Source organism: Sutcliffiella cohnii (assembly GCF_002250055.1).
Classification (GTDB): domain Bacteria; phylum Bacillota; class Bacilli; order Bacillales; family Bacillaceae_I; genus Sutcliffiella; species Sutcliffiella cohnii.
The window spans coordinates 820,802-835,345 of sequence record NZ_CP018866.1; the positions used below are offsets into that span (position 1 = coordinate 820,802).

The 14,544-nt window shown below is 35.5% G+C and carries 14 protein-coding genes; 9 read left to right on the forward strand and 5 right to left on the reverse strand.

The window, feature by feature from the left end:
- Positions 1–72 precede the first annotated feature (72 nt).
- Positions 73–438, reverse strand: coding sequence for a YtxH domain-containing protein (locus tag BC6307_RS03955; protein WP_084380755.1), 366 nt, complete (start codon positions 436–438; stop codon positions 73–75).
- A gap of 224 nt (positions 439–662) precedes the next feature.
- Here BC6307_RS03955 and yhzF point away from each other — a divergent pair, with 224 nt between their 5' ends.
- The gene (gene yhzF, locus BC6307_RS03960; RefSeq protein ID WP_066421568.1) at positions 663–854 is read left to right on the forward strand and encodes a membrane protein YhzF; all 192 of its coding nucleotides are present in this window, start codon (positions 663–665) and stop codon (positions 852–854) included.
- 77 nt (positions 855–931) lie between these two features.
- Here yhzF and BC6307_RS03965 read toward each other — a convergent pair whose 3' ends face one another.
- Together BC6307_RS03965 and BC6307_RS03970 are read right to left on the reverse strand one after the other, a co-directional pair.
- Entirely contained in the window at positions 932–1,456 is a 525-nt protein-coding gene (locus BC6307_RS03965; RefSeq protein ID WP_066421569.1) for a tryptophan transporter, read from the reverse strand.
- 499 nt (positions 1,457–1,955) lie between these two features.
- The gene (locus BC6307_RS03970; protein ID WP_066420898.1) at positions 1,956–2,375 is read right to left on the reverse strand and encodes an HIT family protein; all 420 of its coding nucleotides are present in this window, start codon (positions 2,373–2,375) and stop codon (positions 1,956–1,958) included.
- Positions 2,376–3,190: 815 nt separating this feature from the next.
- Between BC6307_RS03970 and BC6307_RS03975 the strand changes: the two genes are divergently transcribed.
- From BC6307_RS03975 to BC6307_RS03985, 3 genes are all read left to right on the forward strand, one after another.
- Positions 3,191–3,934, forward strand: coding sequence for an ABC transporter ATP-binding protein (locus tag BC6307_RS03975; RefSeq protein ID WP_066420899.1), 744 nt, complete (start codon positions 3,191–3,193; stop codon positions 3,932–3,934).
- Positions 3,927–5,141 carry an ABC transporter permease gene (locus tag BC6307_RS03980; RefSeq protein ID WP_066420900.1) on the forward strand — a complete coding sequence of 405 codons (1,215 nt, stop codon included), beginning with the start codon at positions 3,927–3,929 and terminating at the stop codon, positions 5,139–5,141. Before BC6307_RS03975 ends, BC6307_RS03980 begins: the two co-directional genes overlap by 8 nt.
- 382 nt (positions 5,142–5,523) lie before the next feature.
- Complete coding sequence (locus BC6307_RS03985) at positions 5,524–6,243, forward strand: EcsC family protein (RefSeq protein WP_066420902.1); 720 nt, start codon at positions 5,524–5,526, stop codon at positions 6,241–6,243.
- Between the two features lie 125 nt (positions 6,244–6,368).
- Here BC6307_RS03985 and BC6307_RS03990 read toward each other — a convergent pair whose 3' ends face one another.
- Positions 6,369–7,568 carry a M20 metallopeptidase family protein gene (locus BC6307_RS03990; protein ID WP_066420903.1) on the reverse strand — a complete coding sequence of 400 codons (1,200 nt, stop codon included), beginning with the start codon at positions 7,566–7,568 and terminating at the stop codon, positions 6,369–6,371.
- Positions 7,569–7,778: 210 nt separating this feature from the next.
- Between BC6307_RS03990 and BC6307_RS03995 the strand changes: the two genes are divergently transcribed.
- The 4 genes from BC6307_RS03995 (at position 7,779) to BC6307_RS04010 (ending at position 11,076) form a co-directional block, all read left to right on the forward strand.
- Positions 7,779–8,441: a phosphatase PAP2 family protein gene (locus BC6307_RS03995; protein WP_066420905.1), complete on the forward strand. Its 663-nt coding sequence runs from the start codon at positions 7,779–7,781 to the stop codon at positions 8,439–8,441.
- A gap of 127 nt (positions 8,442–8,568) precedes the next feature.
- The gene (gene liaF / locus BC6307_RS04000) at positions 8,569–9,375 is read left to right on the forward strand and encodes a cell wall-active antibiotics response protein LiaF (protein ID WP_066420906.1); all 807 of its coding nucleotides are present in this window, start codon (positions 8,569–8,571) and stop codon (positions 9,373–9,375) included.
- Positions 9,362–10,435, forward strand: a complete 1,074-nt coding sequence (locus BC6307_RS04005) for a sensor histidine kinase (protein ID WP_235858304.1) — start codon at positions 9,362–9,364, stop codon at positions 10,433–10,435. Before liaF ends, BC6307_RS04005 begins: the two co-directional genes overlap by 14 nt.
- Positions 10,432–11,076, forward strand: coding sequence for a response regulator transcription factor (locus tag BC6307_RS04010; protein WP_066420908.1), 645 nt, complete (start codon positions 10,432–10,434; stop codon positions 11,074–11,076). Before BC6307_RS04005 ends, BC6307_RS04010 begins: the two co-directional genes overlap by 4 nt.
- Before the next feature lie 198 nt (positions 11,077–11,274).
- On the opposite strand, the gene BC6307_RS04015 is transcribed toward BC6307_RS04010, so the two are convergent.
- The gene (locus tag BC6307_RS04015) at positions 11,275–11,781 is read right to left on the reverse strand and encodes an antibiotic biosynthesis monooxygenase family protein (protein WP_066420910.1); all 507 of its coding nucleotides are present in this window, start codon (positions 11,779–11,781) and stop codon (positions 11,275–11,277) included.
- A 129-nt stretch (positions 11,782–11,910) separates the two neighbouring features.
- Here BC6307_RS04015 and BC6307_RS04020 point away from each other — a divergent pair, with 129 nt between their 5' ends.
- Complete coding sequence (locus BC6307_RS04020; RefSeq protein WP_066420911.1) at positions 11,911–14,085, forward strand: transglycosylase domain-containing protein; 2,175 nt, start codon at positions 11,911–11,913, stop codon at positions 14,083–14,085.
- Positions 14,086–14,544 lie beyond the last annotated feature (459 nt).

Sequence of the window (14,544 nt, forward strand, 5' to 3'; positions counted from 1 at the left end):
TGCTCACCTACTTTTTACTAATATACTAGTTCCTATTATGACAATAAAATAATAATTAATAAAGGTTAAAATTTACAAATTATTTTGTTTAACTGTTTTTTCAAGTTCTTCCAGTTCTTTTTGGATGTTTTCCATCTTATCTTCAATATTCTTTCTATGATGTGCAGCGTCATTTTGCCAATGCTGAACCGATTTTTTTAAGTCCGTGGCCACACTTGTAATGACATTTGAACTTTCTGTAATCGCTTTCTTAAAATCGTTCGCTAACACCTTTCCTTCTCCCGCTATGTCTTGGTAAGATTCCTTTGCATTTTGTTGTGCAACAGTTAAGTTATCTCGGATCTTCTTACCGGAAGATGGAGTTGTAAGTAATGTTGTGATGGAGCCTATCACCCCTCCTACAATTATACCATACATGAATGATTTGCCATTCATCATTTTCACCTCAGTTTTGTTATTGAAATATAATGGATTTATAGAGGATTATTATATAATTCCACAAATAAATCAATAATCCTTTTTCCATTCTTCATTTTTTTTAATATTTTTTCTAAAAATGACAAAAAAAGCGGTTAAATATATCCTGGCCGAAAAAAGAAGGACATACTCAACATATAGATAGACATTTAAGCATACATATGAAGTATAAGGAGGACGAGTGCATGGGGGTTATTAAAACGATTCTTTTTATACTGAGTATCATTTTTTTATTAGGGGGAGTAAATTTCTTCCTAGCATCGAAACGAGGGGGGGTTTATCCTTCTAGAAAAGTGTTACAAGAAAGAGCACTCGTATTAGGGGGAGCGGGAGGAATATTATTTCTTTTATCTATTCTTATCCTTTGGATTTTCTAATTATTACATTGAGGAAAGTTTATATAAGGGTAAAAACAAAAAACTAAGGCAAAATACCTTAGTTTTTTATATTTGTATTATAACGCTACAGAAAGGTTTGAGCGTTTGGCTATTGAAGTAATAATTGGATAAATGACAACCATTAACACTGTATTCATTGCACATGCAGGTAGTACAACCGTTAAGAAAAAGAATGTAAAGGATGCTCCTCCAGGAAGACCTACAATTAGTAAGGCACTAGTTAGAAAAACAGTACCAGAAATAATTGTCCCAACTGCTGTTAAAATACCAGCGCGAACTAATGGCTTATCGAAATTTTTTAAAGCTAAATATAGAAAATAAAATGCAAATGCTGTTAACGGCTTATCAATAATGTTAGGAATTTGTCCGCCAGGAAATCCTGTTGTTAGGGCGGAAATAAAACCAGTTACAACACCTATTAGTAAGACGTTTTTACGTTCAGGAAAAAGCAAAATTCCGATAAACATCATAATTAGTGATAGATCGGGTTTCATACCGAATATAAAGTTAGGGACTACTGCATGTAAAACTGTCCCAATGGCAGCTAATAAAGCTAATGCTACTAGAGTCTTTGTTTTCATTTCTCATCTCTCCTCGACTATTCTATTCATTTATTGTTGCTATCCCACTAGTACACTCGTTGTCTAGTGCGAATAACATATTGTCATTATACTACTTTAATGATGGAAAGGGAAGGGGGGATTTTTCTAACAATTCAAAAAATAGGTTGAGACATAACTATTGTATCCACGAAAAAAAGAACAAAAAATTGCGGGTAAAGTGCTCCGGAAATATACTTCGCTTTCCGCGGGCGTGTCTAGTAACGGCGGCTTGGCCCTCGAGACATAAGACATTCACTTCCGTTGGGCAAAGAGCGCCCATCTGCAGCGCCTGTCTTATGCTTGTCGGGCCAGATCGAGACTTTTCGTGCTGGTGAGCCTCCTCGTGCTAAAGCACTGCTATCTTCTCACCTATGCCTTTCCTCCCGCTGGAGTCTACGTATATTTCCTCCGCTAGTTTGCCGATTGTTCGTTTTTCATCATGATTATTTTAGTTTTGTCCCAGCCTCTTACTAATGGTTTAAATACCGTTTTTAATACTACTTGCAATTTCTTGTAGTTTTTCAGGTGTATAGTCACTTTGGTTAGATTTCCAAACTGCGCCAAATCCGTCCCCTTTACCGTAACGGGGAATGATGTGCATATGATAGTGGAAAACAGATTGACCAGCTGCTTCGCCGTTGTTATTAAGTAAATTTAAGCCAACAGGATCAAATTGTGCTTTTATTGAATTTGCGATTTTAGGTACGACTTCTAAAACTTTCCCTGCAAGTTCTGGTGTTAATTCATAAATGTTTTCTTTATGTACTTTAGGTATTACGAGTGTGTGTCCTTTCGTTACTTGACTAATATCTAGAAAAGCCAGTACGTGTTCATCTTCATACACTTTAGCTGCAGGGATGTCGCCATTAATAATTTTACAAAAGATACAATCAGACATAACTTTTCACCTCACATTGTTTTGTTGTATTTTACCATATTCAATCATAAAGTTGTATGAAAGTGTTTTATTTGCAATAATTCCAGCTTTCCTTCGCAACCATATTTATTATGTAGCAGTTGCCTCTACGTATTTTAAAAGTGAAAAAGCAGAAGCAACATACGTTGCCTCTGCTAGAAGAGAGGGCGATTATCCAAAACTTCTGCTTCTCTTCGAATTAGAGAAGCAATCTACTTCATTTTAAAGAACAAACAACTTGTGTTTGATAAACACCTCATTTGACTTAAAAATGCTAGTGATTACTTCCTTTATTCAATGTTACCATCCCCTTATTACTTTAGTTAACACAACGAAAGTAACTTGGAACTAGACTAAATTGTCTTTGACAAACACCTCATTTATAAATAGATGATGTTAATGTTTTAATGGAAACGAAAAGTATCGCCCACAAACACCTCATTCCATTCATTAGGTGTTACTTAGATGGTTAAGTCCTGCAACGGTCTAGAGAAGCTTCCGATAAATACGGTCCTGTCTTTGACAAGCACCCCATTTTCAGTTAAGTTACCGGCTTAATGCTGCCCCCTCTTCCTTCATTATTGTGTACGAAAAAGGATAAACTATTCATTCGGTTTATAAATTTTGAGAAAAAAGTTGAAATTTGTTACATGTTTACTTTTTTTGTAGTCTGATGAAAAATAAAAGACAATTCGCAGGAATTTGAATCATTTGTGTAGTAATCTTGTATAAGGTATGATTTGTCCGTGGCTAAAAGTAATATCCACGGATAGTTCTGAAGGAGTGAAAAAAAAAACATGACAAATTTGTTAGAAATAAATGAGTTAACGGGTGGTTATACGAACCAAGCCGTTTTAAAAGATATATCATTTTCCGTAAAGGAAAAAGAGCTTGTAGGGCTAATCGGTTTAAACGGGGCGGGCAAAAGTACTACGATAAAACATATTATTGGTACAATGGAGCCGAAAAAAGGAACCATTACGATTGATGGTAATTCTATTAAGGATAATGTAACAAAATTTCGTTCGCAGTTTACATTTATTCCGGAAACACCAATATTGTATGATGAGTTAACACTATACGAACATTTAGAATTAACGGCGATGGCTTACGGGCTATCGAAGCAAACGTTTGAAGAGAGGTTACATCCGTTATTAAAGGAATTTAGAATGGAAAAAAGATTAAAATGGTTTCCTGCTCATTTTTCAAAAGGAATGAAACAAAAAGTAATGATTTTGTCTGCGTTTTTAGTTGAACCGAGACTTTATATTGTCGATGAGCCTTTTGTTGGATTAGATCCATTAGCTATTAATTCTTTACTTGAATTAATGGAAAAAGCTAAAAATAGTGGGGCAGGAATTTTAATGTCAACTCATATTTTAGCAACAGCAGAAAAATATTGTGATTCCTTTGTAATTTTACATAATGGCGAAATAAGAGCAAAAGGTACTTTAGCTGAAATACGAGAGCAGTTTAATATGCCGGCAGCTTCTCTTGATGATTTATATATCCAATTAACAAAGGAAGATAGCAATGTTTAATACAGAACAGTTTTGGAAAAAAAGGTTTCTTCAATATTTAAAGGAATCACGTAGTTATTTAAAATATATGTTTAATGACCATTTAGTCATTGTCATGATTTTTCTTTTAAGTGGACTTGCCCTTACTTATCAAAATTGGCTACAAGTAGTACCGACAACTTTTCCATATGCCGTTTTAATGGGGATAATATTAGCGTTACTTTTAACGAGAGGGGGCATCCGTACGTTTTTAAAGGAGCCCGATATAGTATTTTTACTTCCATTAGAAGAAAAGTTAAAACCTTACATTAAGAAATCGTTTCTCTTTTCAATCGCATTAGAAAGTTATTTCTTATTAATTGTTTTCGGCGTTTCTGTCCCGCTATATTTAAAAGTAACAGGTGCGGCTAGTCAACCTGTATTAGTCATTTTAATAATGCTTATCGGGGTGAAAAGTTGGAATTTGTGGATGAGTTGGATTATGGGATTTTACACAGATAAACGTGTCCGTTATTATGATCATGGCATTCGGCTTATTATTAATTTCACTTTAATTTATTTACTATTTACCGGAGCCAATTTAGCGTACATCATTGCTGTTATGATTATTATGTTGTTAATGTTAGTGTATTTCCAGCAAACAATTAAGAATATGACTTGGAAATGGGAATATCTTATAAATGAAGAAACGAAACGAGCTCAACTTTTTTATCGTGTAGCTAATCTGTTTGTAGATGTTCCAGGCTTAAAAGAAAAGGTAAAGAGACGTAAATGGTTAGATAGTATTTTATCCATTATTAGCTATAAACAAGATAATAGTTATCTTTATTTGTATACACGTACATTTTTAAGGTCAGGCGATTATTTTGGGTTGTTCTTAAGATTACTTGTAATAGGAGTTGTATTACTCAATTTTCTACCAGTTGGATATGGAACGTATATAGTGCCATTGTTTGTTTTATATTTGACAGCATTTCAATTAGTTCCAATGTGGAGATATCACTACAATAAATTATGGTTAAATTTATATCCATTAAGTAAAGAGCAGCAGTATAAATCATTTTTAAGTTTGCTCTTATCCGTTTTAATAGTACAAACCTTTATCCTATCGTTAATTGTTGCTATTACTGCAACATTCACCCATTTTATAATCGTATTAATAGGTGGAATTGCATTCTCGTACCTTTACGTTCAATACTCAGCCAAAAAAAGAGTACAATCTATATAACGAAATTCTCAAAAGTACATTCCCATCTTAGGTAGACACCGATGAAAATGAAATATTGTACCATAGGGCATGAAAATAGGATATGTCGGTCTTGACCTACCCTATAAGTTGGTTTAACAGACTTTAGAACCGTGAGTGGATCGGAGCGAAGGACATTTGACTCCAGCGGGAGTAGCGTGAGCCTTGAGACCCCGCACGAGCGTAAGCGAGGAGGAGGCTCAAGCCACGCCCGGGGGAGACTTATGTCCGTAGCGAAGAGGAGCGGACTAACAATAAAACAAGAGAAACACTCAAGTCGTGCCCGATGCCTGCTTGAGTGTTTTTTTGAAACTTTTTTACTAAATCTACGTATGTATAGTACAAAGTATTTGGAGGTTTAAGAATGAACTATGAACAAAAAGTATTGCGAGATATGGAAAAGTGGAAATTAGAACTATCCAGCAAACCAAATATGTTTAAAAGACTATCCAAAAATACTCAAAATAAAGTAAATAGTTTCATCCCAGAAAAAGTCCATCACTTCATAACGGAAAGTATTAAAAAGATGGTCCAAGCAACGCTAGCGGGAAGTAATATAACAACAAAAAAGCGGGACGATATAGAAAGTCTTACACTAGAAGAAAAGGAAAAGCTTGTACTAGAAAAATTAGATAAATTTAAACGAACGGCAGCAGCTGAAGGAGCAGGAACTGGTGCTGGTGGAATACTGTTAGGCTTAGCAGATTTTCCACTCTTATTATCTATAAAGATTAAATTTTTATTTGAAGCATGCTCACTATATGGCTTTGATCCAAAAAAGTACGAAGAAAGATTGTTTCTCCTCTATATTTTTCAATTAGCTTTCTCAAGTGAGGAACATCGTAAAGAAGTATTAACAATCATTGAAAATTGGGAGAATGAAGTGGAAGACAGAAAAGAACTAGATTGGCGAACTCTTCAACAAGAATATCGAGATTTTCTTGATTTAGTAAAATTATTTCAAATGGTACCGGGTTTCGGAGCTGTAGTCGGGGCATATGCTAACTTTAATTTATTAGACCAATTAGGTAAAACGGCAATGAACTGTTATCGAATGAGAATAATGAATAAAACTCGCAATTAGGTTGTTGACCCGAAAAGTTAGAGAATAGCTCTAACTTTTCGGGCCTTCCTTACCTTTGCGAGTTTTTTGCTAATGCTGGAGGAAAATAAGTATGGAGCGGATTACGCTAGTTACTTATATTTCAATTACACATTTGTAGCAGTTTTAGCTTCTGCATGAACATTTATAGTAGCTGCTGCAAGTGTTTTGGCAGCGACAAGCATTGCCTTTTCGTTTATATCGAATTTAGGGTGGTGATGAGGATACGCCTCCTCTACTCCTTTTGGTTTAGCCCCAGTGAAGAAAAATGACCCTTTTACGTGTCGTAAATAATAGGAAAAATCCTCTCCGCCCATTTGAGGCTCCGTTTCAACTACATGTTTCACTTCCTCTAAATTTGAGGCAACACTAACTAAATATTCTGTTTCTTCTTTATGGTTTATCACAGCAGGGTATCCTCGGTGGAACTTATACGTATACGTTGAATCATTCAATGCACATGTTGCATAGGCAGCCTTGTCAATATCACGCTCTATTTGATCACGTACATCTTCGCTGAACGTTCGAACAGTACCTTCGAGGGATGCTGTATCAGCTATAACATTAAATGCATTTTCTGCAACGAATTTACCTACGGAAATAACAGAAGGTTCAACGGGATTAACGTAACGGCTTACGATTTGTTGTAAATTCAAGACTAACTGAGAGGCTGTAACAACAGCATCTTTCGTTCGATGAGGTTGAGCACCATGCCCACCAGAACCTTGAACTTTTATTTCAAATCGGTCCGCCGCAGCCATAATTGGTCCAACACGATATTCAATTGTACCTACAGGAACTGATGCCCAAAGATGTGTACCGAAAATTACGTCTACTCCATCTAAACAACCATCCTCAATCATAGCAATTGCTCCACCAGGTGCATATTCTTCAGCATGCTGATGAATAAAAACAACTGTACCCGATAGCTCATTTCGTAATTCGTGTATAGCTTTTGCTAGTACGAGAAGTGTTGCTGTATGACCGTCATGACCACAAGCATGCATCACACCTTCAACGGTTGATTTGTAAGGGACTTCTTTTTCGTCTTGAATTGGTAACGCGTCAAAGTCTGCACGCAAAGCAACAGTTTTACCAGGTTTAGCACCATGAACTTTTGCGACAACACCATTTCCGCCTACATCTGTTCTAACATCTGTAACACCAAGTTTTTCATAATAAGCTGCTATATAATTCGCAGTTTTATATTCTTTAAAAGATAATTCAGGATGTTGATGTAAATGTCGTCTGATTTCTACCATTTCATCATAATATCGATCAAGTAGTGATAATAAGTTTTCTAGCATTCCATTCCTCTCCTTTATGTTGTTTCGTGTCTAGAAATATATGAGATAATACTAGTTTATATAAAAAGTTGAAAAAATAATAGTCAAACTTTTCTTAAATATATATCATTAATAAAAAGAACGTGAAAAAATGACTAAAAAAATAATTCATTTCATTTTATGATAGAAACGTAATGTGAATGACTATGGAAGATTAGGAGGGGTGAAATTATGCAAACTGAAAGAGAAGTAAAGAGTACTTCTGAGTGGAGATGGATGAAACCAATCGCAATTATAGGCCTAATAGGTGTATTTGTTTGGTCCTTATTTTTCGTCATTGGCGAAAAAACATTTTTTTATGACGTTTGGATTCAAGGAATAGTAAGTATCATCGCAACAGAAGGTGTGAGAGGTTTTTTTGAGCTTTTCACAATATTAGGTGATAAACAAGGTGTTATCCCGATATTGATTATTAGTTTACTCCTAATTTGGTGGAAAAAGAAAGATTATTTAGGTATGGCAGTTTTAACAGTTGGGGTTATTGTAGTAAACGAATTAAATAAATTTATTAAAGATACGACTGGAAGAGAAAGACCAATGACAGGTCCCGGAGCTGAAAGTTTAAGTTTTCCGAGTGGACATGCGATGGTTGGACTTTTTTTCTACGGATTACTTACTTATTTAATTGTTCAATATACAAAAGGTAAAATAAGTAGTTCTGTAATTGTCACTATTGGTGCTCTTTTTATCTTTTTATTAGGATTCAGTAGACTGATATTAAACTATCATTATCCTTCCGATGTTATTGCTGGATATGCGGCGGGTACTCTATGTTTACTTGCTGCAACTACAATTTATCATTCGCTACAAGTGAAATTTACAAAAAGGAAGTAATATTAACTTTCGGTACTATAATTCCGTCTTGAGACGGATAAAAGTACAATCGTAAGGTAGTAGGAATGTGGTGCGTTGTCATATACAATTGTTTTAAAGATATGACAACGACACATAGAGGTGAAATATGAAAACTTTAAATCAAAAATTTATTGCAGCGCTGTTAGTTTTGCTTGGCATTGTACTACTTTCCATTAATTTAGGTGTCATTTCCTTGGAAATAAAAGAGTTTTTTGTCGCATTTTATCCTCTGTTTATCGTTTTGCTTGGATTGAAATTATTAATAGATAAACTAACAAAAGGATCAGAAGTATTGTTTTTAAGCCTTTTTCTATTAGCTCTAGGTAGTTTACTTTGTTTAGACCGACTAAACATTATTGTTTTTCAATTTTCTATGATTTGGAAGCTTTGGCCATTATTAATTGTTTATATAGGTATCCAAATGTTTTTAAAAAAACGTCCTTTTCATGTGGAAATAGATTGGACATATAATGCAGATGATGAAGATGGTATATCTTTTTCTAATGACGATGATGTTATAGGAAGTCATAAAGAAAGAAACAGAGATTCTAAGAAAGTTTTCACTGTTGGTGAAATGAAAATGAATAAACAAAACTGGTCTGTAGAGCCGTTAAAGTTACGAAATGTTGTGGGGGATTATTACTTTGACTTTACGAAAGCGTATATCCCTGACAAAGAAACACCGATTCATATTAAAGGAATGGTTGCAGATATAAAGATGCTGATCCCTGAAGATTTACCAGTAAAAATAGACGCTGTTGTAAAAGCTGGACAAATTAACTTGTTTGGAGAAGAGACAAGAGGGAAAAATTGCAGAATGGTATATGAATCATCTAATTATGAGATGGCAACAAGAAAGGTATATATCGTTTTAGATGTAAAAGTAGGGGATGTTCGAATTGACAAAGTTTAATCTAGGGGCGTACCAGAAGATTCATAGTGTTCGATTTTGGTTATTACGTTCGCATGTCATTGTTGCCTTTATCACTTCGTTACTTTTATTTATTCTATTACAAGTTTTACTATTGGTTTATCCAAAGGGGATAACACTTAAAGTAGATATAACTTTATATATTACACTCGTAAGCTTTTCGATTGGACTCTTTACTAGTATTTATATTGGATATAAAAATAGTAACTATGTAAAAAAGAGGCTAGACGATATATCTACCTTTATAACAATCCTATCAAGAGGGAAATTTTCTGAACGAATTAAAATTGATAATCAGGATGAGTTAGGTCAATTAGCAGATGGAATAAATCAAATTGCGGAGAAATTCCAAAATCAAGTTAAGTCGTTGCAGAAATTAGCAGAAGAAAAGAATGATTTTGCACAAAAAGCCCATTCTGCTGCAACAATAGAGGAAAGACAAAGGTTAGCAAGAGAACTACATGACTCTGTAAGTCAGCAATTATTCGCCCTCAGTATTATGTCAAGCGCTGCTATTCGAATGTTTGATACGAAACCAGAAATTGCAAAAAAACAACTAGGGGAAATCGGGAATATTGCTTCACAAGCACAAGCGGAAATGCGAGCGTTACTACTACATTTGCGTCCAGTTTCTTTAAAAAATGACTCTTTATGTGACGGGATTAAAAAGTTAATGGAAGAATTACAAGCGAAAACACCGATTACGTTTGAATCTAGTATGGAAGAATTACCATCGATAACTGCTGTTTATGAAGATCATTTGTTTCGAATTATTCAAGAAGCGTTATCTAATATTTTACGTCATGCAGATGCCACGGTCGTGAAGCTTCAGATGCATCAAAAAGATAATTATGTATACATATTTATTAGTGACAATGGAAAAGGATTTGAATTAAATATGAATAAACTGTCCTCTTACGGCTTAGATACAATGAGAGAAAGGTGTGAAGAGCTTGGGGGACAATTTTCGATTCGGAGTAAACCAGGCGAAGGAACACATATTGAAATTCATATCCCAATCAGAGAGGAGGAACCTCAATGAAGAAAATTCGAGTTGCAGTAGTAGATGACCATGATATGGTAAGAAAAGGATTATTAGCCTATCTATATACGGAGCCTTCCATTGAAATCGTTGGTGAAGGTGCTAGTGGCAAAGAAGCAATTGAATTAGCTCATAAAGAAAAACCAGATGTTATACTCATGGATTTATTAATGGAAAATGGCACTGGGATTGATGCAACAAAAGAAATAATGAAGTTCCATTCATCTTGTAAAATAATAATTATCACTAGTTTTTATGATGATGAACAAGTGTTTCCAGCAATTGAAGCAGGTGCATTTAGTTATTTATTAAAAACAGCAAATGCAGATGATATCATTAAAGCAATTCAAAAAGCAGTATCGAATGAACCTGTTATTGAGCCAAAAGTAGCTAGTAAAATGATGAATAAATTCCGTACCCCTTTAAAACAACCACATGATAATCTAACAGAAAGAGAGATAGAAGTATTAAAATGTTTAGGAGAAGGCTTGACTAACCAAGAAATTGGTGAAGAATTGTTTATCGGAGTAAAAACGGTCAAAACACATGTAAGCAATATTTTAAGTAAATTGAATGTTGCTGATCGAACACAAGCTGCCATTTACGCAAACCGTAACGGTATTTTAAAGTCGAAAGAATGAGTCTCAAAAGCGAATGCGCTTCGATCAGGCCCGTACGGACGGACTGGGAAGTTTGATAGGTTTGATAGGGCCTAAGCGCCGGAGCTAGACGATCAAAAGCGAAGGCAGCTCGATGAGGTCCAAAGTTAATAATTGTCTAACACTTTACTTTCCTACCAATAAAATCCCTTACGGATAAAACCGAAAAGGGATTCTTTTTTATTCTTCTTCGATTTCCATTTGATAATAGGTTGAAACGTAGGAAGGTCTCGCAAAAATAGACTGCTTATCTTCTCTTTTTTCTCTTTTTTCATGTGCCTTATTATAGGCTTGTGATTGTTGCCAGTTTTTAAAAGAGCTTTCGTTTTCCCATAATGTTAATATAATATACGTTTCTGAATGGAGTGGACGTAATACTCTAATTGCAACAAATCCAGGTTCCTGTTCAATTAAGCGTGCTCTGTTTTTAAAACGGTACTCAAAAACGGGTCTCCCTTCATCCGTTACGGGAATATTATTTAACACTGCGAATTTGCCATCAACAATTGCCCCCGAAGAATCTAGTATTTCGTAATCTTTACCTTCTTTAAAATATGATTTTCCATTTGTTTCATGCATTAATATTGCAGTGTCTTCGTTCTGAAGTGCTAACAAACTTCCCTCGTGAATGGATGATTTTAACGATTCCAAATAACTACTAGTACCGTAAGTGATATAAAAATTCATCTTTCTCACTCCTTTATGTTTATTATAATGGTGCTAGAAGCAAAATAAAAATAATTCAAATTTTGTCGAAAGTCTATTATCATAAAACTTATCAAATTTACTTTTTAAGGGGGGATTGCAGTGGAACGGATGACAAAATATAAAGGCATTCCAAACTTGAAAAAACTGCTATCTGACCATCTATTTAGTGTTCTTGTTGTACCATTTGTTATTATTTCATCCTTAATAATAGGATTAATAGGATACATGCTAATCATTTATGCTGGCAATTATGTTATTGATGAAAAAAAATTAGTAATGAATTCGGCAACAACTTTAGTAGATGAGAACGGAGAATTTATTACAAAGCTTTTTGTAGAGAATAGAGAACTAGTAAAGATGGATGATATTCCCGAACATGTGCAACAGGCGTTTATAGCTGTTGAGGACCACCGTTTTTATGAGCATCGTGGGATTGATTTAAAAGCAATTACTCGAGCGATATATCGGGATATTATTGCGAGAAGCAAAGTTGAAGGTGGTAGTACTATTACCCAACAGCTTGCTAAAAATATTTTTTTAACAAATGAAAAATCTTGGCTTCGGAAAACGAAGGAAGCAGTTATAGCCATTAATTTAGAAAAGCGTTATACAAAAGAAGAAATTTTAGAAATGTACTTGAATCAAATTTATTTTGGACATGGGGTATACGGTATTGAGGCGGCGTCTAATTTTTACTTTAACGAAACCGTTTCTAACTTATCGGTAGAGCAAGGTGCAATGTTAGCTGCACTTCCTAAAGCACCGAATGGTTATTCTCCAATTAACAATCCTACGGAAGCAAAAAACAGAAGAAATGTAGTGATCAACTTATTACATGAGCATGGCTATCTTAATGCGGATGAGGCAGTAACATTACAACGTAAACCGTTAGTAGTTGATGTGAAGGAACCAGTTGAACTAGAGCCTTATCTTACTTATATTGATATGGTATATGAGGAAGCGGAGGAGAAATATGGTCTCTCAAGTGAGGAATTAATTCGTGGTGGATATGAAATTACAGTCCCACTTAATAAACAATTGCAGCAAATTGCGTATAAACACTTTCAAAATAACGATTATTTTCCTGGAACAACAGACGATGTAGAAGGTGCTTTTATATTAATGGATAGTAAAGATGGTGGTTTGTTAGCAACGATTGGTGGTAGAAATTACGTATCACGGGGATTAAATCGAGTTAATGTAAAACGACAACCTGGTTCGACTTTCAAACCATTGGTCGTATATGGACCTGCTATTGAAGAGGAGAAGTTCCTACCATATTCGACTTTAAAAGATGAACTTTTAACATACGGTAGTTACGAGCCAAGAAACCATCACAATCAGTATGTTGGAAATGTAACGATGTATGACGCCTTAAAAGATTCGTTAAATGCACCTGCTGTATGGACATTAAATGAAATGGGAGTGGAAACTGGGAAAAGTTATCTTGAGAAAATGGATCTTTCTATAAAGGATGACGGTTTATCTATCGCGTTAGGAGGATTAGAAGAAGGTGTCACACCTCTTCAATTAACGAAAGCATATCGGTCGTTTAATCATAGTGGGATGCTAATGGAGTCCTATGTTATAAAACAAATAAAAAACAAGAATGGTGAAACAATCGGAGAAGCGAAAAAAGTGCAAAAACAAGTATTTTCTGCGCAAACTGCTTGGTATATGACGCGCATGCTGATAGCAGCAGTAGAGGAAGGTAGTGGGAGAGCTGGTTCGTGGAATGGAGAGCTGGCCGGAAAAACAGGAACAACGAATTCACCAGTAAAAGAAGGAGCGATTCGGGATACTTGGTTTGTTGGTTACACTCCTGAAGTCGTCGGTTCAATATGGATGGGCTACGACAGAACAACAGAGGAACAATATTTAACAGGTGGTAGCTCATATCCTACTAGACTTTTTAAAGATATTTTAAGAGAAGCAAAACTGGACAATACTCAATTCAAAATGCCACAAGGAGTAAAAGATTTAGAGGAACCGATACGACTAGTATCTATTGAAGAGGTAGATAGCAAACTTTCATTCCATCCATTCCACTTCTTTACCGTCACCTTAAATTGGGAGAAAGGGCAGGATGAAAGAATTCATTACCATATCTATTCAGTATTAGATGGAGAACATACGAAAGTGGGGGAAGTAATAGGAGAAAATACATTCGAAATACATCATGTTAATGTATTTAATGTACCTTCTTACTATATAGTACCATTCAACCCACAAACAGAAGAACAAGGAGAACCATCAAACGAAGTTACACCTACTTTTAGATAAGACCGTGAGAGGGAAAAAGTGCGGAGGTGGCTCCAGTTTGTACGGCCCGGCTCAAACTTCACTTTTCCTCCGTACGATAAGTCAACATCAGCTCACTAACGTTCGCTGTGTTTCCTTTATCTCCTGCGGAAAAACTCCAGTTTGATTGGGCCTAAACGAGCCGCCTCCGCTTTTGGTCGTCTAGCTACGGGCGCTAGCGGCTCGAGGTCACATGTCAATCCGTCCAGAAGGTCAAAAAGCAACCTTCTAGCCGGCTTGCCTTGTGCTTGTCGCCGCTGAACGAGCGCCCTCCGCTTTTGGAATCGTCTAGCTCCGGCGGCTAGGCCCGGCTCAAACTTCACTTTTCCTCCGTACGATAAGTCAACATCAGCTCACTAACGTTCGCTGTGTTTCCTTTATCTCCTGCGGAAAAGCTCCAGTTTGATTGGGCCTAAACGAGCCGCCTCCGCTTTTGGTTCT